The organism is Thermosynechococcus sp. HY213 (assembly GCF_031460975.1).
Taxonomy (GTDB): Bacteria; Cyanobacteriota; Cyanobacteriia; order Thermosynechococcales; family Thermosynechococcaceae; genus Thermosynechococcus.
Map to the genome: position 1 here is coordinate 104,833 of NZ_JAVKVB010000016.1, position 22,977 is coordinate 127,809.

General features: G+C 52.4%; 22 protein-coding genes, 1 pseudogene and 1 riboswitch. Of the genes and pseudogenes, 9 read left to right on the top strand and 14 right to left on the bottom strand.

The features are described 5' to 3' along the window. Nucleotides 1-117 precede the first annotated feature (117 nt). Both RHK62_RS10080 and menA read left to right on the top strand, forming a co-directional pair. The gene (locus RHK62_RS10080; protein ID WP_310453677.1) at nt 118-507 is read left to right on the top strand and encodes a hypothetical protein; all 390 of its coding nucleotides are present in this window, start codon (nt 118-120) and stop codon (nt 505-507) included. 33 nt (nt 508-540) lie between these two features. Next, nucleotides 541-1,437, top strand: coding sequence for a 2-carboxy-1,4-naphthoquinone phytyltransferase (gene menA / locus RHK62_RS10085; RefSeq protein WP_310453767.1), 897 nt, complete (start codon nt 541-543; stop codon nt 1,435-1,437). Here the strand turns inward: menA and RHK62_RS10090 are convergent. The 5 genes from RHK62_RS10090 to metE all read right to left on the bottom strand — a co-directional run bounded on the left by RHK62_RS10090 (nt 1,425) and on the right by metE (nt 5,857). After that, complete coding sequence (locus RHK62_RS10090) at nt 1,425-1,691, bottom strand: DUF5340 domain-containing protein (protein ID WP_206199789.1); 267 nt, start codon at nt 1,689-1,691, stop codon at nt 1,425-1,427. The two genes, menA and RHK62_RS10090, sit on opposite strands and share 13 nt — an antisense overlap. A gap of 44 nt (nt 1,692-1,735) precedes the next feature. Next, nucleotides 1,736-2,242, bottom strand: a complete 507-nt coding sequence (locus RHK62_RS10095; protein ID WP_225901709.1) for a GNAT family N-acetyltransferase — start codon at nt 2,240-2,242, stop codon at nt 1,736-1,738. Nucleotides 2,243-2,413: 171 nt separating this feature from the next. Further along, nucleotides 2,414-3,070, bottom strand: coding sequence for an NAD(P)H-dependent oxidoreductase (locus tag RHK62_RS10100; RefSeq protein WP_310453678.1), 657 nt, complete (start codon nt 3,068-3,070; stop codon nt 2,414-2,416). Nucleotides 3,071-3,198: 128 nt separating this feature from the next. Next, complete coding sequence (locus RHK62_RS10105) at nt 3,199-3,351, bottom strand: His/Gly/Thr/Pro-type tRNA ligase C-terminal domain-containing protein (protein WP_255521535.1); 153 nt, start codon at nt 3,349-3,351, stop codon at nt 3,199-3,201. Between the two features lie 253 nt (nt 3,352-3,604). Next, on the bottom strand, nt 3,605-5,857 hold the full coding sequence (gene metE, locus RHK62_RS10110; protein WP_310453679.1) for a 5-methyltetrahydropteroyltriglutamate--homocysteine S-methyltransferase: 2,253 nt from the start codon (nt 5,855-5,857) through the stop codon (nt 3,605-3,607). Between the two features lie 291 nt (nt 5,858-6,148). Continuing rightward, a riboswitch (cobalamin riboswitch) is annotated at nt 6,149-6,294 on the bottom strand. Nucleotides 6,295-6,445: 151 nt separating this feature from the next. Here metE and RHK62_RS10115 point away from each other — a divergent pair. After that, nucleotides 6,446-6,895, top strand: a complete 450-nt coding sequence (locus RHK62_RS10115) for a SufE family protein (RefSeq protein ID WP_302676115.1) — start codon at nt 6,446-6,448, stop codon at nt 6,893-6,895. Nucleotides 6,896-7,075: 180 nt separating this feature from the next. Here RHK62_RS10115 and thrS read toward each other — a convergent pair whose 3' ends face one another. Next, complete coding sequence (gene thrS, locus RHK62_RS10120; protein ID WP_302676116.1) at nt 7,076-8,893, bottom strand: threonine--tRNA ligase; 1,818 nt, start codon at nt 8,891-8,893, stop codon at nt 7,076-7,078. Between the two features lie 248 nt (nt 8,894-9,141). Between thrS and RHK62_RS10125 the strand changes: the two genes are divergently transcribed. After that, nucleotides 9,142-9,846, top strand: a complete 705-nt coding sequence (locus RHK62_RS10125) for a response regulator (RefSeq protein ID WP_302678056.1) — start codon at nt 9,142-9,144, stop codon at nt 9,844-9,846. Between the two features lies 1 nt (nt 9,847). Here RHK62_RS10125 and recR read toward each other — a convergent pair whose 3' ends face one another. Then, nucleotides 9,848-10,456, bottom strand: coding sequence for a recombination mediator RecR (gene recR / locus RHK62_RS10130; protein ID WP_302678057.1), 609 nt, complete (start codon nt 10,454-10,456; stop codon nt 9,848-9,850). Between the two features lie 7 nt (nt 10,457-10,463). Continuing rightward, on the bottom strand, nt 10,464-12,089 hold the full coding sequence (locus RHK62_RS10135) for a peptide chain release factor 3 (RefSeq protein ID WP_310453680.1): 1,626 nt from the start codon (nt 12,087-12,089) through the stop codon (nt 10,464-10,466). 44 nt (nt 12,090-12,133) lie between these two features. Here RHK62_RS10135 and galE point away from each other — a divergent pair, with 44 nt between their 5' ends. Continuing rightward, on the top strand, nt 12,134-13,186 hold the full coding sequence (galE, locus tag RHK62_RS10140; RefSeq protein ID WP_206199799.1) for a UDP-glucose 4-epimerase GalE: 1,053 nt from the start codon (nt 12,134-12,136) through the stop codon (nt 13,184-13,186). A 4-nt stretch (nt 13,187-13,190) separates the two neighbouring features. Here galE and RHK62_RS10145 read toward each other — a convergent pair. Further along, nucleotides 13,191-13,557 (bottom strand): annotated as a pseudogene (locus RHK62_RS10145) (transposase); the annotation flags it as partial. A 166-nt stretch (nt 13,558-13,723) separates the two neighbouring features. Between RHK62_RS10145 and RHK62_RS10150 the strand changes: the two are divergent. Next, nucleotides 13,724-14,989 carry a hypothetical protein gene (locus tag RHK62_RS10150; RefSeq protein ID WP_310453681.1) on the top strand — a complete coding sequence of 422 codons (1,266 nt, stop codon included), beginning with the start codon at nt 13,724-13,726 and terminating at the stop codon, nt 14,987-14,989. Here the strand turns inward: RHK62_RS10150 and RHK62_RS10155 are convergent. Together RHK62_RS10155 and RHK62_RS10160 are read right to left on the bottom strand one after the other, a co-directional pair. Then, nucleotides 14,978-15,715, bottom strand: coding sequence for a hypothetical protein (locus RHK62_RS10155; RefSeq protein ID WP_206199802.1), 738 nt, complete (start codon nt 15,713-15,715; stop codon nt 14,978-14,980). The genes RHK62_RS10150 and RHK62_RS10155 overlap by 12 nt on opposite strands. Nucleotides 15,716-15,942: 227 nt before the next feature. Next, complete coding sequence (locus RHK62_RS10160; protein WP_302676119.1) at nt 15,943-16,152, bottom strand: chlorophyll a/b-binding protein; 210 nt, start codon at nt 16,150-16,152, stop codon at nt 15,943-15,945. Nucleotides 16,153-16,339: 187 nt separating this feature from the next. On the opposite strand from RHK62_RS10160, the gene RHK62_RS10165 reads away from it, so the two are divergent. Genes RHK62_RS10165 through RHK62_RS10175 form a run of 3 tightly spaced genes read left to right on the top strand, consistent with a single transcriptional unit; the run spans nt 16,340 to nt 20,773 of the window. Continuing rightward, nucleotides 16,340-17,320, top strand: coding sequence for a bestrophin family protein (locus RHK62_RS10165; protein WP_206199804.1), 981 nt, complete (start codon nt 16,340-16,342; stop codon nt 17,318-17,320). A gap of 23 nt (nt 17,321-17,343) precedes the next feature. Continuing rightward, entirely contained in the window at nt 17,344-19,650 is a 2,307-nt protein-coding gene (locus RHK62_RS10170; protein ID WP_310453682.1) for a heavy metal translocating P-type ATPase, read from the top strand. After that, nucleotides 19,625-20,773, top strand: a complete 1,149-nt coding sequence (locus tag RHK62_RS10175) for a tyrosine-type recombinase/integrase (RefSeq protein WP_310453683.1) — start codon at nt 19,625-19,627, stop codon at nt 20,771-20,773. Before RHK62_RS10170 ends, RHK62_RS10175 begins: the two co-directional genes overlap by 26 nt. On the opposite strand, the gene RHK62_RS10180 is transcribed toward RHK62_RS10175, so the two are convergent. From RHK62_RS10180 to RHK62_RS10190, 3 genes are all read right to left on the bottom strand, one after another. Beyond that, nucleotides 20,751-20,954, bottom strand: a complete 204-nt coding sequence (locus RHK62_RS10180) for a hypothetical protein (RefSeq protein ID WP_011058047.1) — start codon at nt 20,952-20,954, stop codon at nt 20,751-20,753. The genes RHK62_RS10175 and RHK62_RS10180 overlap by 23 nt on opposite strands. A gap of 65 nt (nt 20,955-21,019) precedes the next feature. Next, complete coding sequence (locus RHK62_RS10185; RefSeq protein WP_149818605.1) at nt 21,020-21,283, bottom strand: DUF3146 family protein; 264 nt, start codon at nt 21,281-21,283, stop codon at nt 21,020-21,022. A 12-nt stretch (nt 21,284-21,295) separates the two neighbouring features. Beyond that, nucleotides 21,296-22,888: an Hsp70 family protein gene (locus tag RHK62_RS10190; protein WP_149818603.1), complete on the bottom strand. Its 1,593-nt coding sequence runs from the start codon at nt 22,886-22,888 to the stop codon at nt 21,296-21,298. Nucleotides 22,889-22,977 lie beyond the last annotated feature (89 nt).

The following is a 22,977-nucleotide window of genomic DNA, read 5'->3' on the forward strand; positions in this document are numbered from 1 at the left end:
TCGGGGGATGGGTCATACTAAATAGTGACTCAGTACTATCCGAGTCATCAACAGGGAACACACAACGAGCCGACAGACTGTAGGTAAGTTTGTCGGTTTTTTTTTAGAATTTCAGGCATGCCCCACAAAAAGATCACGGTTCGTTTAGATGCTGAACTCTATGGCCAACTCCAACGCTGGCAAGTCCAGCAGGGATGCGGTTCCCTTAGTAAGGCAATTCGTAAAATTTTGCAACAATCTCTTCAGCCGACGGAGATGGCCTGTCCCACAGTTTTGCAGCGACTGAGTGCCCTAGAACGGCAAGTGGCCGCCCTTGAACGCCGACTGTGTCCGCCTCAACCCACTATCGAAACGCTGACGATCGCGGAGCTAGAGCGGCTGACTCGCCCACAACTGGTGGCCTTAGCGCGGGACTTGGGCATCTATAGCTATAAGCTGAATAATCCAGCGTTGCGGCAGGCCATTTGGGCAGCGAAACAAGCGATCTATGGACAGGAGCGGCAATGATATGCTGACGAAGGTGACTCAAGTATGGGTGAGATGGCTAGTCCGTCAGAATCGATAGATCGCTCCCGTTTGTGGTTGGCGGCGATTAAACTGCCCATGTACAGTGTGGCAGTGATGCCCATTTGGTTGGGCACGGCGGTGGCGATCGCCGAAACGGGAAGGGTGCACTGGTGGCCTTTTGGGTTGTTTCTGACAGCGGCAGTGCTGATTTTGGTTTGGCTGAATCTCAGTAATGATGTGTTTGATGCCGAAACGGGGATCGATCGCCGCAAGTACCATTCGGTCGTCAATCTCACGGGCAAAAAGCAACTCATCTTCTGGCTGAGCAACCTCTGCTTACTCTTGGGGCTACTGGGGATTGCGGCCATTAGTTGGTTGCAACAGGATGCAACGGTTTTAGGGTTGGTATTGCTCTGCTGTGCCCTAGGCTATAGCTACCAAGGCCCGCCCTTTCGTTTGGGCTATTTGGGCTTGGGGGAGCCGATTTGTTTTATCTGCTTTGGACCTTTGGCGATCGCTGCTGCCTACTATAGCCAAGTGCAAACCTTTAGCCCTAGTATTTGGCCAGTGGCTATCCTCAATGGTCTAACGACAACACTGATTCTTTTTTGCTCCCACTTTCACCAAGTGGCCGATGATCTAGCCGCTGGCAAACGTTCACCGGTCGTGCGCTTAGGGACGGCTCGCAGTGCTCAACTGGTCTATGGTGCCTGTGGTCTTTTTTATGGGGTGTTGCTGGCCAGTGTCGCATGGGGAATCCTGCCATGGCCAACACTGCTGGCTTTGAGTTCACTGCCTTGGGCGATTTATTTGTGCCAGCGGATGGCGCAATTTCACAGTGTCCCTGAGCAGATCAAGAACTCGAAATTTATTGCGGTGCAACTGCATTTTTGGAGTAGCTTGCTCTTGGGATTGGGTTACTTGCTCTGAGCTGGGGGGCGATCGCGATTCAGCGACCATTGGTACTCCACACTGCCGCCTCTCAATTGCCATTCCTCCTCAAACTGCTTTTGCAGCCGCAGGGCTTTGCGCAGATGAATGACCGCACTATGGAGTTGCTGGTAACCACTGGAGTGGGGAGGGAGGGCGGGCAACGAGACCTGTTCCAAAATTTGCAGCGCTAACTCGTAATGGATGTGGGCAGGAACAGGAATCTCATCTGAGGGGGCAGAAGAAAGAGTCACCGGGGCAGACACCTCCAAGGAACGACTATCTAGATTTCCGCTTTCTAGCGGCGGCGGGGACGGCGATAGGTCAACCGCTCGGAGCGATCGCGCTCGTAGGCAATCAGCCGGCCATAGATTTCGTGCTTGGTTAAGTTTAACGAAAAAAAGACATGCCGCCGCGGATTGCCAAAGCCCTTACGCGTAAAGAACTTCACTGCGGGCGTGTTGGCCGGATCGGTATCCACCAGCATAAATCGCGCCCCCTCCTCAATCATGCGTTCAATGAGCTTATCTACGAGCTTATCGGCAATCCCCCGCCGTTGATACTGCGGATGTACCCCCAGCCAGTTAATGTAGCCATAGACCCAAGGGGCTTTGCTAATAATTGTGCCTAAGATAAACCCTGCCACTTGCGAGTCGGCTTCGGCCACCAGACAGTATTCGGGATCGGTGTTGTAGAAACCAATAACCTCCCACTCATCCCAGATGCGATACAGCGAGGGATACAGATCACTGGTGAAGAGTTCCTCACCAAGGTGAAATACAGGGGCAATGTCGTCAATGCCCATCTCGCGAATAATAATGTTGGTGGGTTCAGAGCGCTCTTCTTCTTTGGCGGGAACGATTTCTAAATCAACTAAATTGTGGTCAATGGGATCATCGGTGTGCAAAGACATACAAACGTTTGTACCGAGCTATTTCTAGCTTAGCCTATGTCCAGCGGGGTCAATTCGTGAACCTTAGCGCACTTCCACAACTGCCTCTAGGGGATAGCGTACCTTGGGCAAAGTCGCATAGTTGTCATCGGCCGCTCGATAGCCCGCTGCACATAGAACGACGGCATGATAACCCTGGGCAGGTAGACCGAGAAGGCGATCATATTCTTGGGGCAAGAAACCCTCCATCGGGCAGGTGTCAATGCCCAGCAGCGCCGCCGTCACCATAAACTGACCCAAAGCAATATAGACTTGGCGGGTTGACCATTCATCAACATTGAGGGGGTAGGGGGGTGACTGCAAAAAGCCCTTGACCAAGTCCCCATACTTTTGCAGATTTTCCACTGCGGTTTGGTGGACTTCCGCTTGCCGTGCAAGGTAGCGATCGACGTCCGTAGCATTGAGATTGGTTTTAATGGCAAATACCACTAAGTGGGAGGCATCCACCACCTGCCGTTGATTCCAAGTGTGGGGGAGCAGGGCTTGGCGTAGCGCAGGCGTCTCAATGACGTAAAACTTCCACGGTTGCAGGCCAAAGGAAGAAGGAGCCAGTACCAGACTTTGTAGAAGTGTTTGCCACAGATCCACAGGAATTTTGCGATTGGGGTCAAATTTCTTCGTGGCGTAGCGCCATTGCAGTTGTTGCAAAACCGTTGTTGGTGAAATCGGTGTTTCAGTCATTCTGTTCCCTAGAGAATTGATTAGAGCGATTACCCAAAGGGTACGCTACGCGATCGCGAGAACCACTCGCCGCTCATTTTGACAAACTATTAAAGGTGAGGTCAACTGCCCTGTAGATCAATTGCCCACTATTGCCACTGAATATCGGCATCGATCGCAGTCATGGCAGAGGTGAGTTTTTCAACCAGTTCCTTAACAGGGAAAGCGCCGACATCTCCCGCTGCACGGGTGCGGATACTCACGGTCTCGCTTTCGACTTCCTTGGCACCCACAATGCCCATCACAGGAATTTTCTAGGTTTCAGCATTGCGGATTTGTTGACCTAGCGATCGCCCGTACGATCCACACTCATGCGGATGTCCCATCAGCCGAGGTCAGGTGCCCCTACCAATCATGGAGCAGGTCTTTAGGCATGGGGCAGCCTGCTTACAAGCATTGCCCCGCTAATCGCAGGAATGGAAACGCAGTTTTGAGTGGTGGAAAAATCCTGCGATTTTAAGGGGGCAACGGTGCGCTGGCAGCGACAACAGATCCTCAGTTGGTAAGACGAGCCCCTCGCAATTGCTGGGCGGCGGCCACCATGTTTTTCAGTGAGGGAATCACTTCCTCCCAGCGACGGGTTTTCAGACCGCAGTCTGGGTTAACCCAAATCTGGTCACTGGGTAGATGGGCGATCGCAGTCTCCAGCTGCTGAACCATCTGCTCAACAGTGGGAACTGCCGGACTATGAACATCATAAACACCATTGCCCACCTGCTGTTGATAGCCGGCATCAGTAATTTCAAACAGCGTTTCATTGTTACTGCGGCTATTTTCAATGGACAACACATCTGCATCTAGGCGCTCGATATGTTGAATAATGTCGCCAAACTCCGAATAGCACATGTGGGTATGAATTTGGGTTTCTGGCTTAGCCACACCAGCCGCCAACCGAAACGCATCGACGGCCCAAGCCAAGTACTCCTGCCAACGTTCCGGCTTGAGGGGTAATCCTTCCCGTAAAGCGGGTTCATCAATCTGGATAATCTTTGCCCCAGCAGCTTCTAAATCGGCCACTTCATCCCGTAGAGCCAAGGCAATCTGCATCGCCTGTTCGCTACGCGGAATATCGGTGCGGGTAAAAGACCAGTTAATCATTGTTACCGGCCCCGTCAGCATACCCTTGACGATTTTTTGTGTCAACGATTGCGCCACCTTAAACTCTCGCACCGTCATTGGCTCGGTTCGCGCTACATCCCCATAAATAATGGGTGGACGCACACAGCGACTGCCATAGCTTTGCACCCAGCCGTGTTCAGTAAAGACAAAACCAGTGAGCTTCTGGCCAAAGAATTCCACCATGTCGGTGCGTTCAAACTCGCCATGCACCAATACATCTAGGCCAATTTCTTCCTGCAATCGAATGCATTTGGCAATTTCAGCATCAATTGCTGCTTGGTACTCAGCAAGGGTGATTTCTCCGCGCTTGAGCTTCACCCGCAATTGCCGCACTTCTGGGGTTTGCGGAAAAGAACCAATGGTAGTTGTCGGAAAGAGCGGTAAGGTGGGCTGCAGTTGGCGGCGTTGTTTATAGGGCATAGCCCGTTCCAGATCGTTGACGGTTAAATTGCGCAACCGCTGTTGTACCACTGGATTCACAGGCCTAAATTCCTTAAAGGCCTGCCACTGGGCTTCAATCTCTGCCAATTGGGGGTGCTGGGCAAGGGCTTTGGGACTCTCCTGCAGGGTCTGTGCCAATAGCACCACCTCATCCAACTTTTGTTCGGCAAAACTCAACACCCGCCGCAATGGCTCTGGTAACTTCACTTCTCGTGCTGCATCGTAGGGGACGAATTGTAAAGAGGCTGAGGGGTGCAACCGGATATTAGTTGTGATACCCTGAATCGCTGCTAAGGTTGACACGACAGGTTCTGGGCAAATTTTCCAAATGTTTCGGGCATCCACAATACCCACTCCCAGCTGTTTATCCCTTGGGAAACCATACTGCTGCAATAATGCCAAGTTCTGCCCACGGGTAAAATCTAGACTAATGCCGGCTACGGGCAACGTCACCACCCAAGGATAGGCAGCGCCGAGATCATCAAAGTAGGTCACTAGGTAAATCGGCAAGCCAACTTGACAGAGCGCATCAAACGTTGATTCATACAATTCCCTGAAGTTGTTGGTGTCCCCAAAAACCAAGGCAGGTTCGTGGATTTGTACCTCAACCACCCCTAGGTTCTTCAATTCAGCCAACAGGATAAGATAGCGCTCCACTAGGCAAGACAACGCTTCCTCTAGATTCATCTGCAGCCGACTCAGCCGTAGCAGGGTTAAAGGCCCTAGCACCATGGGAACGGCGCGATCGCCCAAGACCCTTTGGGCACGACCGATGATCCCCAGAAAATCACTAAAGTCCGCTGCCTGAAGAGGCTGACTCATTTCGGGAACCAAGTAGTGATAGTTGGTGTCAAACCATTTGGTCATCTCAAGAGCTGGAATCCCCTCTTTGCCACGAGCCATTGCAAAGTATTGCTCCAGCCCTGTAAAGGCTTGATACCGCTGTGGGATGAGACCGAGGCGGACACTCCAGTCAAGGACGGGATCGTAAAAACTGGTATCGCCAACGCCAATGCGATCAATGCCAGCCTTTAGTTGCGTTTGCCAATTTGCCAATTCAATCTCTTGAACTGTTTGTAGCAAATTTTCTTGATTGTATTTGCCATTCCAAAAGGCTTCCAATGCCTTTTTCAGCTCACGATTTTTACCAATACGGGGGTAGCCTAGCGTTGCAGTTTGAATGGTCATTGTTGCAGTACCCTGAGTTTTGACAGTTCTCTCAATAGACAAAGAAAGATAGCTGTTTTCAGCCCAACAAGCAGTACACTTCCAGCATCATCAGCAGAACCTAACGTGGGTCACTGCAAGAGCAACCCCTTGTCTAAGTGCTTGTAGGTGCTTGAAAATCTCCAAAATCACTTGTGCTACAGTAACGGCAGCAACGTTGCGAGAAAAGGGCGGTAGGGGGGTTCTTTACCTAGGCAAATTAATGAAAATTGAAGCATGAAGAACATCATCTGTACCTCGCAGATGTTGGCATAACGACATTCACAACTCGGCGGGCATTCTGACTGAGAGAGTAGTGCCTCTCATCACAGCTGCGGGACAGCGGCAGATTTGCACTGCACTTTCCCCCTTGCGTCTGATGGCTGATCCCCACCAGAACCGAGTGAGTACATTCAAGGCTAACACAAGTTATGAGTTAAGGGTAAGAGCACGGCGGTCTATTGGTATGAAAAGCTGCCCCTAGGTTGACTGCTGCCGTTATTGTGCAACTGCTGAGGCTAAAATGAGAAATAGTTATCATTTTTCTCAGCAGCGTTCTTCTAGGTAAATATGCCCTCCGCCTGCCAGCCTTTACCGGCTTCCCTCGATCGCATTGTTCAGCGGTTCCAACAGATCTCAGATCCAAAGCGGCGCTATGAATACTTACTGAGCTTTGCAAAGCGCCTGCCGCCATTTCCTGAGGAGCAGAAGGTTGCCGCCAACCGCGTACCCGGCTGTGTCTCCCAAGTGTACGTGATGGCCTCTTTAGAGCAGGGCAAGGTGATTTTTCAGGGGGATTCTGACGCTCAAGTGACGAAGGGATTAGTGGGGCTATTGGTTGAAGGGTTGAGTGGGTTGACACCTGCAGAAATCCTCCAGTTAAAACCTGACTTTATTCAGCAAACCGGACTGAATGTCAGCTTAACCCCCTCGCGAGCCAATGGCTTTTACAACATTTTTCGAACGATGCAACAGCAAGCCCTAGCCTATCACTTGGCCGAGACTTCGTGTCACACTTAAAAATCTCAGCTGATGGGACTACAGCAGCAAAAGCTGGGCTGGGTGCTAGAGAACACCCTTACGAAGGAGGATAATCTTTTAGTTGTAGGATGACGCAACAGTCCCCGCAACGGGGACATTAAGCTTCGTTTGCGGATTTAACACTTCTGCTTATACTCCCTATTCGCCAGAAGGCTCGGCCTACTGCCACTGAATCTCGGCATCCATTGCATTCACTGCCGATGTCAGTTTCTCGATGAGTTGTTCAACAGACAAGGCGCCGACATCTCCCGCTGCACGGGTGCGGATACTCACGGTCTCGCTTTCGACTTCCTTGGCACCCACAATGCCCATCACAGGAATTTTCTGGGTTTCAGCATTGCGGATTTGTTTACCTAGGCGATCGCCCGTGCGATCCACACTCACGCGGATGCCCTGCTCTCGCAGTTGAGCGGCCACACGTTCGGCATAGGGGCGTTGCTCATCCCCCACGGGCAACAGGCGCACTTGCTCGGGTGCCAGCCAGAAGGGGAAATCCCCTGCGTACTCCTCAATGAGAATGCCAATGAGCCGCTCCAGCGAGCCAAAGGGGGCACGGTGAATCATCACCGGTCGGCGGCGGGTATTGTCCTCAGCAACGTATTCCAAATCAAAGCGCTCAGGCAAATTGTAGTCCACCTGAACCGTTCCCAGCTGCCACTCGCGACCGAGGGCATCCTCAAAGATAAAGTCGAGCTTGGGGCCATAGAAGGCGGCCTCCCCAATCCCCAAGAAATGCTCCATGCCCAACTGTTCTACCGCTCGCTGAATTGCTGACTCCGCCTTTGACCAAGCCTCATCGGAGCCAATGTACTTGTCGGATTTGGGATCGCGGAAGCTCAGCCGTGCCTTGAATTTATTTAAACGCAGACAGCGAAAGACCGAGAGAATGAGATCAACCACATTCAAAAACTCGGCATCCAACTGCTCTGGCGTGACAAAAAGGTGGGAGTCATCAACGGTAAAGCCCCGCACCCGCGTCAAGCCCCCCAATTCCCCGGACTGCTCATAGCGATAAACCGTACCAAACTCCGCCAACCGTAGGGGCAAGTCACGGTAGGAGCGCAACTCACTTTTATAGATTTGAATGTGGAAGGGGCAGTTCATTGGCTTGAGGACAAAGCCCTGCTCGTTGGCTGCCGCCTCAGCATCTTCGGCCATCAGGGGAAACATATCCTCTTTGTACTTTTGCCAGTGGCCAGAGGTCTTAAATAGATCCACACGGGCAATGTGCGGACTCACCACCGGTAGATATCCCCGCTTCATTTGCTCTTTTTTGAGAAACTCCTCGAGGGTTGAGCGCAGAATCGTTCCCTTAGGAGTCCACAGGGGTAGCCCTGGTCCTACAGGATCAGCGAAAATAAAGAGACCCAGCTCTTTGCCCAGTTTGCGGTGGTCACGGCGCAGGGCTTCTTCTTTGCGGCGTTTATATTCCGCCAGTTGTTCTGGGGTTTCCCAAGCAGTACCGTAGATGCGCTGCAGTTGGGCTTTGGTTTCATCGCCGCGCCAGTAGGCACCGGCAACACTTTCAAGGGCGATCGCCTTGGGGTTAATCTCGCCCGTATTTTCAACGTGAGGTCCCGCACAGAGATCCCACCACTCATCCCCCAAGTGGTAAATCGTAATTGGCTCCTCGAGGTCTTGGAGAATTTCCAGCTTGTAGGGTTCCCCTAGCTCCCGGATGCGGCGCTCGGCCTCCTCACGGGTCACTTCCTCGCAGATCACCGGCAACTTGCGCTTAATGATCTTGACCATCTCCTTTTCAATGAGCTTCAAGTCTTTTTCGCTGAAGGGTTCGGGGTGGTCAAAATCGTAATAAAATCCACTCTCAGTCCAAGGACCAATTGTGACCTGCGCCTTGGGAAACAGCTTCTGGACTGCCATTGCCAAAATATGGGACGTGGTGTGGCGAATACGCTTGATCCGCTCCGATTCACTGGTTTTGGGAAGGTGGATAGGGGCAGCAGCAAACTCTGGCATAGGGGCTGATCTATCTAACAAATCTTTCATCCGGCTGAGACTTCTATTGTGACATTCTCCTGCCCTCAAGGGTGGGTCTTTGACCCCAAATTTTTGGGTTCAGGGACGCTTTGCCGCAGTGTAAGGCGAGTGGCCAACTCCAAAAGATAGGGCTATGCTAAGGTTGAAATCACGTAGTGGTCATGCCACTGCCGCCCTCTATTCACAATCTCTTGCTATAGGAATCTTGTATAGAATGGAGTGTTTCCGTGACTAGCCGCAAAGTCCTTGTCATTGATGACAGTAAAGTAATCCGGATGCGCGTCCGCGAGATGTTGCCAGAGGGCGACTACGAAATCCTTGAGGCCAAGGATGGCCGTGAAGGTCTGCAACTCATTGAGCAGTCTGAGCCGACGTTGATCATGCTGGATTTTCTGCTGCCGAAGGTGAGCGGCTGGGAAGTCTATCAAGAATTGGAGAAAAATGATCTCCTTGGCGCTATCCCCCTCGTAATTATGTCAGGGCGCAAGGAAGAGGTCACCGAAAAGCTCCAAGAACCCTTTGAGTGGTTTGAGTTCATTGAGAAGCCCTTTGAAAAAGAACAACTCGAAGCAGCAATTCAAGAGGCCTTTCGCAAAGCCCGTAAGCCCAGACCCGTCAAAGCAGCAGCTCCTGCGGAAGTAGCGGCTCCCGTTGCTGTGGATCTCACCCCCGTCTATGCCAAACTGGCCGCCCTTGAAGGTGCCATTCAAGCTTTGCAGGCACAATCTGTCAAGGCAAATGACTTTGCTCAACTCCAAGCAACGGTTGCGCAACTGCAACAGCAACCAGCGGCAACAGGTAGTGGTGGGGATGACAATCGCCTCGCCGCTTTGGAAGCGGAAAACCAGCGGTTACACCACGAGGTCGAGCAACTGAAGCGAGCCATTCACCAAATTGTGACGGCATTGCGGCGATTGCAGGGGGGGCACTAAGCTACTGCCACTCAATTTCCCGGCGACCGGCAAGGGCACGGGCAAGGGTCATTTCATCGGCATAGTCGAGATCACCGCCCACCGGTAGGCCAAAGGCAATGCGAGTGACCTTCACAAAAGGCCGCAGCAGCTGCCCCACATAGAGAGTGGTTGTTTCCCCTTCAATACTGGGGTTGATGGCCAAGATCACCTCTTGCACCTGCGGTTGGCTGGCGCGCTGAATCAGAGGTTGAATGTGCAGGTGTTCGGGGGTGATGCCCTCTAGGGGCGAAATGAGTCCGCCCAAAACATGGTACTTGCCGTGGTATTCGCGGGTTTTTTCAATGGCAATGACATCGCGGGAATCAGCCACCACACAAAGGAGATGATTGTCTCGCTGGGGGGAGGCACAGATGTCGCACACGGGTTCGGCAGAGAGGTGGAAACAGATAGAACAAAGCCCCACCTGCTGTTTCGCTTCAAGGAGAGCTTGCGCCAAGGCTTGAATATCAGCCTCGGGACGTTTGATCAGGTGAAGGGCAAGACGTTGGGCGGTTTTGGGGCCAATGCCCGGCAGGCGTTGCAACTGCTCAATGAGACGAGCAAGGGGACGGGTATAGACACTACTCATGGGGCAGCTAGGCAGACACAGCAGCGGCAAGGGGGGCGATCGCGCTCAGGCGCAGTTTGGGATGATCTGCCATTGTCTGTTGCAGATTCCACTCATTCTTAAAGAGCAGCACCGGCCGTCCCCAACTGTCTTTGACGGTGACAGCATTAAAGATGCGGCCAATGGCTGCAAGGGCTTCCCAACCATCCAGTACCCAGCGCGCAACGGTATAGGGGAGAGGGTCAAGACGAGTTTCCACACCGTATTCGTTTAATAGGCGAAACTGCACCACTTCAAATTGCAATTGGCCAACTGCCGCCAGAATCGGTTCTCGTTTCGATTCATCGGTAGAGTACATGATTTGCACGGCACCCTCTTCCCGTAGCTCATTCACCCCTTTTTGGAAGGATTTGAACTTGGAGGGGTTGGGGTTGCGCAGATAGGCAAAGAGTTCTGGGGAAAAACAGGGAATGCCTTCATATTCCAATTTGGGGCCGACATAGAGGGTGTCGCCAATGGCAAACATGCCTGGATTATTCAGGCCAATCACATCGCCCGCATAGGCCGTTTCAAGGGATTCGCGACCTTGGGCAAAGAGTTTTTGGGGACGAGAAAGGCGGATGGTTTTGCCGGTGCGAGCATGGTTGACGGTCATGTCCTTTTCAAATTTGCCGCTACAGACCCGCACAAAGGCGACGCGATCGCGATGTTTCGGATCCATATTGGCCTGCAGCTTAAAGACAAAGCCAGTGAAATGCTCCTGCGTCGGATCAATCGCCCCGCGATCGCTCTTGTAGGCCATGGGTGGCAACGCATAGGTCAAAAAGTGCTCCAGAAACAGGCGCACGCCAAAGTTGGTCATGGCACTGCCAAAGAAGACGGGAGTCATTTTTCCCTGATGCACCAAATTGAGGTCGAGTTCAGCACCAACCCCATCTAGCAGTTCCAGTTCGTCCTTGAGTTGGTGATATTCCAAGCGATAGGGCTCAATGTAGGCGTCAATGGCCGAATCGCCAAGGGCAAGGATGGTTTCCGCCGCAGCACGGCTACCGTGGGTCGTGCGCTCAAAAAAGTGAAAGTTGCGGCGCACGCGATCATACACGCCGCGAAAGCGATCGCCCATCCCCAGCGGCCAGTTCACAGGATAGGGAATCAGCCCCAGCTCCTGTTCAATTTCATCAATCAGTTCAAGGGGTTCCCGCCCCGGCCGATCCAGCTTGTTGATGAATGTAAAAATCGGCAGACCCCGCAGTTGGCACACCTCAAAGAGCTTACGGGTTTGGGGTTCTAAACCCTTGGCCGCATCCACCAGCATCACGGCATTATCAGCCGCCGCAAGGGTGCGATAGGTATCTTCACTAAAGTCTTGGTGGCCGGGGGTATCCAAGAGGTTAATCTGATAGCCTTGGTACTCAAACTGCAAGACCGTCGAGGTAATCGAAATCCCCCGTTGTTGCTCCATTTCCATCCAGTCAGAGGTGGCTTGCCGCTGTGCCCGTCGTGCTTTGACGGCTCCCGCCTCGTGAATAGCCCCACCGTAAAGCAGTAACTTTTCCGTCAGCGTCGTTTTCCCGGCATCCGGGTGAGAGATAATAGCGAAATTACGACGTCGTTTCACCTCTTGGGTGATTTCATGGTGCAAGTCACTGGTCATGGCAGAATTTGTAGCAGCTTTCCTAGTGTAACAGATGGACTTTAATGACAATTAATAATGGTAATAATTCGCCGCTGATTCTGGTCACCGGGGGCGCGGGCTATATTGGCAGCCATACCGTTTTGGCACTGCAGCAAGCCGGCTTCCAAGTACTGATTTTAGATAGCCTTGAGCGAGGGCACCGCGATTTGGTCGAGTCTGTTCTTAAAACAGAACTCATTGTGGGTCATATTGGCGATCGCTCCCTCTTAGATTGGATTTTTCAAACCTATCCCGTGACGGCAGTAATGCACTTTGCTGCCTATATTGAAGTGGGCGAGTCTGTCCGCTCCCCCGATCGCTTTTATCAAAATAATGTTTATGGTGCCCTGACCCTCTTACAGGCGATGGTGGCCGCCGCGATTCCCTATTTTGTCTTTTCCTCCACAGCCGCCGTCTATGGCTTGCCCTCAGAGGTGCCGATTCGCGAAACCTGTCCCTGTGCTCCCATTAACCCCTACGGGCGCTCCAAGTGGATGGTGGAGCAAATTGCTGCCGATATGGGCAGGGCCTACGGCCTCAAGTCGGTAATTTTCCGCTATTTCAATGCCGCAGGCGCCGATCCCGACTCCCGCTTAGGGGAAGATCACCATCCAGAAACCCACTTGATTCCCCTAGTGTTGCAGGCGGCGATGGGGCGACGCCCCCACATCTGCATTTATGGCACAGATTACCCTACTCCCGATGGCACCTGCATTCGCGACTACATCCATGTCGTGGATCTAGCCCAAGCCCATGTGCTGGGATTAAAGTACCTCCTGAGTGGCGGCGACTCGCAAATTTTTAACTTGGGGAATGGCCAAGGCTTTTCGGTGCGGCAAATTATTGAAGCCGCTCAGAGGGTCACAGGTTGTTCGATTCCAGTCGTTGAGGGCGATCGCCGAGCAGGAGACGCCGCAATCCTCGTTGCCAATAGCGATCGCGCCCGTCAGATTTTAGGTTGGCAGCCGCAGTACCCTGACATCGAGCAAATCATTGATCACGCTTGGCGATGGCACCAATACCGCCACGGATCAGGCACGATTGTGGCAATATATAGCTATTCCAATCAAGAATGAGACATTATCCAGCACAATACTTGCGAATCACCTCATCCATAGAACGGTTTGACCCTGCATACCTCCGCGCTCGCTTCAGCCCACTCACTTCAGCCCACTAAAGTCATGCTCAACCACATTCAAATCAGGAGAGGATTTCGGTAAAAATAACACCGCGTGACCCGCCGCTTTTACCACTGCCTGCATCCCCCCTTGGGGATGAATCGGTGCATTATCCATAATCAACTAATCAACAGCGATGGTCTCTCTAACGCCGGCAAACAGTATTGACTCAGCCAGCTCACAAACCCTCACCCATTCAAATATCCTGAAAACAGCATTGGGGCGATAAAGTCTTTCTGGTGTCTATACCGTCTTGCCACTAAACGCTCTACTTTTCTGACACTTCCCAACTCTCCATCAATCCGTTAGCCTCGCGCTGACCGCCCCTACTCACAGGACACCTGAGAGTCAAACGCTGTCTCATCATCCGACACAGCCTGAAATATAGGGGATGATTGCGGCAACATAGACAAGAGACCTTCTGTGAAAACCACTATGGGTTGTAGCATTCTCCTTTCCTTTGTGGGTCATCAAGATCCGTACTCTGAGAAAACCAACCAAGAAGGCTCCATTGTTTCACTGGCAAAGTTTTTAGCCCAACAGCAGCCGATCAAACGGGTTCTATTGCTCTACACAGAAGACTTTCAACAACGGGCGATCGACACCAAGGACTGGCTTCACAGTGAGCTGCAAATTGGCGAGGAGGCAATTCACCTAAAAGTGGTCAGCAGGGAACTCTCCGCAGACCCAATTAACCCTGTCATCGCCGTCCAAGAGGCCAGGCGCGCACTACACCTAGCCAAGTATTATCAAGGCTCCAACGACTGGCTAGAACTGAATGGTTCCTCTGGTACCCCCGCCATGAAAGCGGCTTGGGGCATTTTACAGGCGATCGAGACGCAACACCGACTCCGGCTATGGCAAGCCCGCAATCCCCAAGAAATTCGACCAGGTCAAGAGCGAATATTTGCGGTGGACTTAAATGTCTTTCGCCAAGCGTTAGATCGTCAAGGGATTCAACAGCAGTTGGATAGTTATGACTACCAAGGGGCTGAAATTTCCCTCAAGCATAGCTCTATTGAGGCTCCTCTGGCCTTAGCACTGATTCGCTATGGTAAATATCGCCTTGCCCGCAACTACCACCAAGCCTTTGATGCCATCAACCCCTACAAAACTGAGATTGAAAAGCTCTGGTTTCAGGAAATCGCCCAACTGCGGCAGAACAATCGCCATGCTCTCTTTCGGGACACTTACTTTCAAGTTGTTGGCCTATTTACGGTGGGGCGCTATGCAGAAGCCCTAATCTTGGCCATGAGTTTGTACGAAAACTTATTGCAATACTTTGTACAAGAGACGGTGGGCCTTGGCATTACAACTGATGGGGCAACGCGAGAACGCAGCTTGAACTTGCTGCAACACCACGATCAGGGTCGACTTTGGCAATACCTCAGAAGCTACCAGCGCAAAAATGGCGATCGCCTGTTCCTTGATGTCGTGACGCGGGAGCTTTTGCTAGCAGTTTTAGAGTATGACTCCCAAACAACGGATCTTGCTCCTCACTTCCAGCGGATCGAGGCCTACTATCAGCAACGCAATAACGTTGTCCATCAACTGGCAGGACTGGCCAAGGTTGAAGATATGCAGGAAAAGGTGCTGAATGCCCTGAGACAGATATTAAGCAAAGTGTTGCCCGAAAAGCAATTGTCTCGCGATCCTTTCAAGGCCTTAAACTGCGTGATTGTCACTCACCTATCCCGCTGAAGCGACTCCATTAGCCTGATAAGGATTTTGTGCCACGATTGTGATGACCTCAAATCCCCCGCGATCGCCCCTCAGGTGATTTTCAAAGCCACGCGGATTGGGTAATTGATTATTAGGATCGTAAACAAAACAAATCAATTTTCTAAAACTCATTTCACTATGGCGGTACGCTTCAAGGTCTATTGCTAATTCTTTAAATAACCGATTCCGCCCTCCCTGTGCTGAGACTACCTTGACCTCAATTGCAACCTTCTCATCAACAAGCATAAAGTCAATCAATCGACCATGGGAGTAGGGCTGAGGAATAGGGTACTCCCGTCTAATATCCGAGTTGGGAAACGTACTTCTCAAGAGCCTTTCAAGGACAACTTGCACATCTTTCTCTTGGAAATTACTGGGAAGCTGTGAATGCGCTCTACTGTAGAAATTGCGACATAGATCAAGAATTTGCTCTAGGGATTCTCGCTGGAAGTGATCTAAACTGACATCTGTTTGATCCCTTGGGGCGATCGCCCTTTGAGGTTGCTGACTGAGGAGAGCTTGCTGATTCTCGCGAATGGAAAACCAAGCCGCACTGAGACTAATTGAGACACCGCCGGTGGCTACAGCCATATTGCCATAGCCAATGCCCACGCCTGCACAACCCAAACCGAACAAAACTGCCAGATCAGCCCACAGGCATTTGGTCGAGTAGCCGAGGATGCGCAAAATTTTTTCTCGCAGCATAGGTTAAATAGACAATTCTTTGGTTAGTTTACATAGCTCTGTCCATAGAAGCAAGATGTAAACAATAATTTATGATTTACTAATTCCAATAAAGACTAATTCCAATAAAGACTACAAGCAAAAAGCCCACCCCGAGAGGCAGGCTGACCCATTCCATGAGTTATTTGTTCTTTCTAACCGCACAAGGGCTGCTGAAGAACGGATATGCCTAAGAGCGCAGCGACGACCTAGAGGCTATTCAAAAAGCCAATCAGACCGTGACCCGTAATCACTTCCAAGGCCAGCAGGGAGATAAAGCCAATCATGGCCAAGCGACCATTGAAGAGTTCTGCATAGGGAGTAAACCCAGCCTGCGGCTCACTCATCACGTACATTTTGGGTTCAATGGCAAAGTTGTTCATTTTGCCTTGTTCATCAATAATGCTGCCACTTCTCATTTTTGTCCTCCGTTTGTTACAAAGTGTTTCATGTTCTTAATATAACTTAACACTTCTGTGGGGGAATGGCAAGGGGTAACGGATTTTCTTAAGATTTGCAGTCTCTTCGGTTGTTCTTTGCGGTAAAAACACGGTTTCAGCACGCCAGTGTGCTAAAGATTGGGGTGGGAATCGCCCACTGGTATTCATGAGCCGCTTCTCTTTCCTCGGTTTTCACCCCTTCAGACGCCAATTACCCCGAGATCGGTCGGGCGTGGCGAAGTTTTTGTTGCAACCGCCGCAATGGTTACGTCTGGCGCTGCGTTTGCGTGGCTCGGTCATTCCGGCCATTCTTTCGGAAGTGCTCTTTTGCGGTGGCTTTGGCGTCTTGGTGACGGTGATCGACCTTTATGTGATCAATGTCCACTGGCCAGTGCTAGGCAGTCTCATTCCCTCGATTGTGCTGGGGTTGCTCCTCGTCTTTCGCACCAACACTGCCTATGAGCGCTTTTGGGAAGGTCGCCGCCAGTGGGGCAACATTGTGAATAATTCCCGCAGCCTAACCCGCTTGATGTGGACTGCCATTGACGAAAATAGTCCGGAGGATCACCAAGCCAAAATTGATGCCGTTCATTTAGTGGGGGTGTTTGCGATCGCCACCAAGCAACACCTGCGAGGAGAATCCTTTGCCGAATTAGAACCCCTGCTCAAGCCCCATCAATACAAAGAGCTACAAACGGTGCAAAATGTCCCCTTGCGCATTGCCCTGTGGATTGAGGACTATCTGCACCACCAACACCGCTGTGGCTCCCTGTCCCTGTACCAACTCACTTACATGGATGAACTGCTGGTGCAATTGGTGGATGCCATGGGTGCCTGTGAGCGAATTTTGAAAACACCGATGCCCCTTGCCTATGCCATTCATCTCAAGCAGCTATTATTTCTCTATTGCTTGCTGCTACCCTTTCAACTGGTGGATAACCTCGTATGGTGGACAGGCCTAATGGTGGGACTCATTGCCTTTACCCTCTTTGGCGTTGAAGAAATTGGCATCGAAATCGAAAATCCCTTTGGCCGTGACCTCAATGATCTGCCCTTGGATGCAATTTGCCTAACCATGCAGCAGAATATCAATGACCTCATTAGTGCGCCGAACCATGGCCATCGCTCCGCCCAGCCCTTTTCTTAACCGATCCTTAGGGGTAATTGATCATGACTGCAACTGTGCTTTCCCCGCCGCCAGCAAGGGTTCATTACGAAGTGGTGCATCACTTACCGGGGCGAGTGCGGTTGCGGATTCCCCGCCTGCAATATGACGATCGCTATGGGCGGCAACTGCAAGCTCTCTTTGTTCAAGAAGACAGTGTGCAACAAATTCGCCTTAACTTGCCCGCCGCTAGCCTGATTGTTCAATACAGTCCCGAAGTTGACAATCCCCTTCACCGCTTTGGCCAATTGATTCAGGCCGCAGCAGATGAACGTTTACCCTTACCGGGGATGCTGCCCATTGATAAGTTGGTGTACTCCCCTTGGAACACCGCTTACTTTATCGAGAAAATGGCGCTACCCACCTTGGCGCTGGCGATCGTGGCGCTACTACCAGTACAAACCCCCTTCTACCCTGCCATTGTCGCCACTGTGATTGTGATTGTGGCACTGCCCACCTTCCAAGAAGCCCTAGAGAGCCTCGAACACCGCCATCTCAACGTCACCCAACTGGAATCCCTCTGGACGATTCTGCATACGCTGCAAGGGGAATACATGGCGCCGGTGTTAGCTGCCTTTATGGGTCAAGTGGGGGGGTCACTGCGGGATATGACCGCTCAAGTGGGGGAAAACCAAGTCTTTGACCCCCTCGATCAACAGCGCACCTATTGGGTAGAGCGGGGCGGCACTCGCCAAAATGTCTCTGTGCGCGAGCTACAGGTGGGCGATCGCGTGATTGTGGCCGCCGGATCCGCGGTGCCCGTGGATGGTACCGTGCTCTGGGGATCCGCCGTGATTCAGCGGCAGTTTCTCACGGGAGAGTCGGATCTATTGCCCTGTGAACCTGAAGAAACGGTGCTGGCCTCTTCCCTTGTGGTGCGGGGACAAATTTGCATTGTTGCTGAAGCCGTTGGTGAAGAGACGCAGGTGGGCAAAGCGCTGCAACTGGCTCGCCAAGCGCCGCAACTGGATACTCGCATTGAAAACTACGCTGAGGAAATCTCGAACCAAGCCATTTTGCCCGCAATGGGCGTGGCTGCTATTGTTTATGGGGTCACCTTGGATGCCCATCGGGCGATCGCCCCTCTGCAATTGGACTTTGGCTCAGGGATTGGCATTACTATTCCCACTGCAATTTTGGCAGCCCTCACCCATGCGCCCCATGTCGGGGTGTATTTTCGCAATGGCCGCGCCCTCGAACTCCTCTCACGAGTCAATGTCATTGTTTTTGACAAAACCGGCACACTGACGGAAGTGAAGGGAACCATTGTGGGGGTCAATCTCCTCAAGCCCGGCCTGAGTGAACAAACGCTGCTCTATTGGCTGGCAACTGTGGAACAGTCAATCAATCACCCCTTTGCCCTTGCCATCCTTGAGTATGCGGCTGAACGCGGGATTGAGGGGGGAACCTATAGCAACTGGGTCTATGAACCGGGTAAGGGAGTTGCGGCAACCGTCGAGGGGCAAGAGATTTTGGTGGGCACACCCCAATGGATGGGCGATCGCCAAGTGCCCATTGATCTTGATGAACTGCGCACCCATGAAGGCGTGCTTTGGAACCGCTCCCTTGTCTGTGTTGCCTGTAATGGTGAACTGGTGGCACTGGTGTTCTATAGCAACCCCGTGCGTTCTGAAGCCGCTAGTGTGATTGCCGCTCTGCAACAGCGGGGTATTGAGTGCTATATGGTGACGGGAGATCACCACGAAGTCGCCAATGCGGTGGGCTATGCCACTGGCTTTCGTCTTGGTCAAATCTATACCAATAAAATGCCAGAGGACAAAGTTGAACTTCTAGAGAAGTTTAAAAATGGTGGCGAAAAAGTCGTGGCCTATGTGGGGGAAGGCTTCAATGATACAGCAGCAATGGCCTACGCTGATATTTCCATTACCCTTTCTGAAGGCAGTGATGCGGCGCGGCAAACCGCAGATCTTCTCTTGATGAATAATCGCCTTGAGGGACTGGTGCAGGCGATCGCCCTCAGCCAAGAAGTGATGAACATTATCAATCAAAATATCGCCCTTGTGGTCATTCCCAATGTCAGTGTGGTTTTAGCGGGGGTCTTTTTGAGCTTGCACCCCGTGATTGCCGTCTTGATTAGCAATGGAGCAACCCTCTTGGCCGAACTGAATAGCCTGCGCCTCCTCACGAACTATCGCCCCGTCAAAGTTGAGCACAAGTCCAGTCGTAGCCGCTCCCAAGCGGGGGTTCTCGATATTCCTTGGAAAAAACGTCCGCGCCGCAGTTTTGGTCATTTCGGCAGCGAGTTGAGTTCTGAGTCCCTCAGCAATGGCCACGTCCCCTCAGAAACTTGACCAACAACTTCAGCAGGTCAATCAACGCCTCAAACTGGCGCAGTTGGGTCTGCAAATTGAACAACGCGGCCAACGTCTCAGCCTGCGGGGTACCCTGCCGCCACGACCGGGCAGTCATCGGCTCCGCCCCCACCAACAGCGTTTAAGTCTAGGGTTACCCGCCACCCCCAGCGGTCTTAAGGCAGCGGAAAAGGAAGCCAAAATTATTGCCGCCAAATTACTGGAAAACACCTTTCGCTGGCAGGACTATGAACGGGTCAAGGGCTTAGGGCGCCTTGGGGAGTTATCCTTGGGGGAACAAATTACTGCTTTTGAAACTGCCCTGTTGGCTCAAGGGGATCTCAGCCGCACCACTTGGGAAACGGCCTATGCCCCCTATTTGCGGCAGTTGCTCAAAGCCGCCGCTACCCATCCCGACCATTCATTACCAGAACTGATCTATGGCCTGTTGCAGCAAATCCCCGCTGATAAGCGACAACGGCAGGTGGCCTGTACCGCCTTTCAAGGGTTTTGTCGGTTCCTAGGGGTGGAGTTACCGATTCCCCTAGCTCGGTTTTGGGGCACCTATTCGCGGCGATCGCTCCAACCACGGGAGTTACCCAGTGATGAGGACATTCTAGCCGCCTACCAGCAGATTCCCAATCCCCAGTGGCGCTATGTCTATGGCTTAATGGCGGCCTATGGCCTGCGCAATCATGAAGTGTTCTTCTGCGATTTAAGTGGCCTTGTCACAGGTGACGCGGAAGGGATGATCGAGGTGCAGGAAACGACAAAAACTGGCTGCCATCAGGTGTGGCCCTTTCCTCCCCAGTGGGTCGAGGTGTTTGGCTTGCGATCGCCCCAGTTGCCAAGGATCAATACGGATTTGACCCAAACAACCCTCCAACGCATTGGCCAGCGGGTAAACCAACAGTTCCGTCGCTACGGCTTGCCCTTTCGTCCCTATGACTTGCGCCATGCGTGGGCGGTGCGCACAATTCACTATGGCTTACCCGATACCGTTGCCGCACGGATGATGGGACACAGTGTGGCGATTCATACCCAAACCTACCACCGCTGGCTGACCCTACGGGATCAACGGCAGGCAGTGGCTCGTGTCCTTACTCAATTCGAATGCTCTTGAAGTCACTGGGGGGGGGTGGCGGCGGGCTGGGGGGCTGATAGTCGCCGTACTGCTTGAGCCAATCGCTGACTGGCTTTTGATCAAGGCTCAACCCCAACAATCCAGAGACAAAGCCGCCCATAAAGGCAACGGGTTTTTGGCTCAACTCTTTGACAAGGGGCGCTAATTCGCTCAAGAACATAGGCTATCTGGCAATATCAGCACAGGTTTCCTCACTGATTGTAGCTTAGGCACAGCGGAACGCACCTAAAACTTGGCACGGACAACAAATTCATAATCGCCCCCCGGCTCCAATTGATAGTCTTGGGCTTCCAGAAACCGCCCCAAGGGTTCTTTGATCAGAGCACGCCCAAGGGCTGGGGAGATTTGCAGTTTTTTCGCCTTAAATTGCCAGCAAAATTCCCACTGGTACTCGCTGGCGCAGACATGGCCACGAATGTGACCCTCTTGCCAACTGTGGGCAATGATGCGGACATAGGCAGTAGTTTGGGGTAGGGAATGGGGAGCCACAATGCAATTCGGTCAACGCAATTGGGTGACGATTTGATTATTGATGAGACGCTCTTGGGTGAGCAAGTCATCAACGGTAACTCGCAGTTGGCGATCGCCATCCACTTGAAAGAGAACCCGAATGCGATCGCTCCCCGGATAGCCAGGGGGATCCAGCTTGGCGAGGGTTTTGCCTTGGGGGGTGTCATTGAGGGGCTGCACCGTGCGTTCACCGGCACTACGGGTAATCAGGCGATCGCCATCAAAAAAGATCTCCACACCCCCTTGCTCGTCCCCCAATTCACCAATCACCAGTTCAATACTGGGCTGTCCCTCCGTCGAGGCCCCTAAAATCAATTCCACGGGTTCGCCCATGGGGTAGGGTTGTCCCCGCTGGATAATGGGGTGCCAGCCATGACGGTTGAGCTTAGCATCCCAGAAGCGAATGCCGTAGCTGTGGTAGAGAAAATCCTTGAGATCCAGCCCTTGGGTCACTGCTAGAGCACCCATGGCCACCGCTGTAAAAGGCTGTTGGGCGTTGATCTTTGTGGCCTCAAAATACTCAGCAACCCATTTTTGCACCGCTGGAATTTGCGTTGTCCCCCCCACTAGGAGCACCGCATCAATCGTGTCGGGGGTGATCCCTTGGCGGCGAGCCTGTTGGAGTACTTGAGTGAGGGCATCATCGAGGCGTTGGAAAAATTGCTGTTGGCGAAGCATCTCCTCCAGTTCAGACCGTTCGAGGCGCAGTTCAAGGGTGGTAAAGGTTTCGCTGTCAAAGTACACCTCTTGGGCATAGGGCTGCTGTGAGAGTTGAATTTTTAAGCGCTCGGCAAGGCGCAGGAGTAGGCTATTGGCGGTCATTCCCCGCTTCACCCACTCATCCACAATCCAGTGGTCAATATCGGTGCCCCCTAAATTTAAGCCCGCTTTGGCAATCACCCGCGCTGTGCGAGGCCGTTGGTTGTCGCTTGAGGCCCACTGGCGATCGCCCCACTTGAGAATAAATCCCAAAGGACGGCTTTGGCGTTGATCGGTCTTGAGTTCCACAAGGGAGAGATCGAGGGTGCCCCCACCAAAATCAATCACTAAAATCAGCGGGCGATCGGCCACGCCATAACCTAAGGCCGCGGCCGTGGGTTCATCCAAGAGGCGAATTTGCTCAATGGCAAACCCCTCACACACCTGCAACAGCCAACTGCGATAGGTTTCAAAGCTATCCACCGGCACGGTGAAGATCAACCCCTGTTCGACATCGCCGCCGCTAGTGTGTTTCAGTTCCTTCAACAGGGCTTGCAAAAACCACGTGCCAATGGTTTCAAAGCTCAAAGAACAGCCATCCAGCTCGGGTAAATAGCCCTGTACGGTGGCGCCAATCCCCCGCTTAAACCGCGAGAAAAAGCGACGATCGCCCACGACATCAAACCCGCGATCGCGCACCTGCTGCCCTACCACGACCAGAGGAACACTGGCATCCTCCACATAGGCCAAGCTAGGAATGAGCGCCGGTACCTCACCAAACCCCACCGAGAGTCCAGAGAGCGTTACCGCTTCGGCTGCTTGGGTGGCATAATTCCACCGCGCCACCAACGTATTACTGGTTCCAAAATCAATTGCGTAGGTCACCGTTTGCACACATCAACCGCATTCTCTCATCCCTACCTTAGCGAGATTTTCTCCCCCTGAGATCCTGAGAGTATGTCACAATAAGAAAG

Excerpts from the sequence above, each read along its gene's own strand:
- RHK62_RS10135 (WP_310453680.1), bottom strand. The coding sequence starts at position 12,089 with ATGACCAGTGACTTGCACCATGAAATCACCCAAGAGGTGAAACGACGT.
- RHK62_RS10170 (WP_310453682.1), top strand. The coding sequence starts at position 17,344 with ATGACTGCAACTGTGCTTTCCCCGCCGCCAGCAAGGGTTCATTACGAA.
- RHK62_RS10180 (WP_011058047.1), bottom strand. The coding sequence starts at position 20,954 with ATGTTCTTGAGCGAATTAGCGCCCCTTGTCAAAGAGTTGAGCCAAAAA.
- RHK62_RS10160 (WP_302676119.1), bottom strand. The coding sequence starts at position 16,152 with ATGAGAAGTGGCAGCATTATTGATGAACAAGGCAAAATGAACAACTTT.
- RHK62_RS10175 (WP_310453683.1), top strand. The coding sequence starts at position 19,625 with ATGGCCACGTCCCCTCAGAAACTTGACCAACAACTTCAGCAGGTCAAT.
- galE (WP_206199799.1), top strand. The coding sequence starts at position 12,134 with ATGACAATTAATAATGGTAATAATTCGCCGCTGATTCTGGTCACCGGG.
- thrS (WP_302676116.1), bottom strand. The coding sequence starts at position 8,893 with ATGCCAGAGTTTGCTGCTGCCCCTATCCACCTTCCCAAAACCAGTGAA.
- RHK62_RS10155 (WP_206199802.1), bottom strand. The coding sequence starts at position 15,715 with ATGCTGCGAGAAAAAATTTTGCGCATCCTCGGCTACTCGACCAAATGC.
- metE (WP_310453679.1), bottom strand. The coding sequence starts at position 5,857 with ATGACCATTCAAACTGCAACGCTAGGCTACCCCCGTATTGGTAAAAAT.
- RHK62_RS10115 (WP_302676115.1), top strand. The coding sequence starts at position 6,446 with ATGCCCTCCGCCTGCCAGCCTTTACCGGCTTCCCTCGATCGCATTGTT.
- RHK62_RS10095 (WP_225901709.1), bottom strand. The coding sequence starts at position 2,242 with ATGGGCATTGACGACATTGCCCCTGTATTTCACCTTGGTGAGGAACTC.
- RHK62_RS10150 (WP_310453681.1), top strand. The coding sequence starts at position 13,724 with ATGGGTTGTAGCATTCTCCTTTCCTTTGTGGGTCATCAAGATCCGTAC.
- RHK62_RS10080 (WP_310453677.1), top strand. The coding sequence starts at position 118 with ATGCCCCACAAAAAGATCACGGTTCGTTTAGATGCTGAACTCTATGGC.
- recR (WP_302678057.1), bottom strand. The coding sequence starts at position 10,456 with ATGAGTAGTGTCTATACCCGTCCCCTTGCTCGTCTCATTGAGCAGTTG.
- RHK62_RS10105 (WP_255521535.1), bottom strand. The coding sequence starts at position 3,351 with ATGGGCATTGTGGGTGCCAAGGAAGTCGAAAGCGAGACCGTGAGTATC.
- RHK62_RS10100 (WP_310453678.1), bottom strand. The coding sequence starts at position 3,070 with ATGACTGAAACACCGATTTCACCAACAACGGTTTTGCAACAACTGCAA.
- menA (WP_310453767.1), top strand. The coding sequence starts at position 541 with ATGGCTAGTCCGTCAGAATCGATAGATCGCTCCCGTTTGTGGTTGGCG.
- RHK62_RS10165 (WP_206199804.1), top strand. The coding sequence starts at position 16,340 with ATGAGCCGCTTCTCTTTCCTCGGTTTTCACCCCTTCAGACGCCAATTA.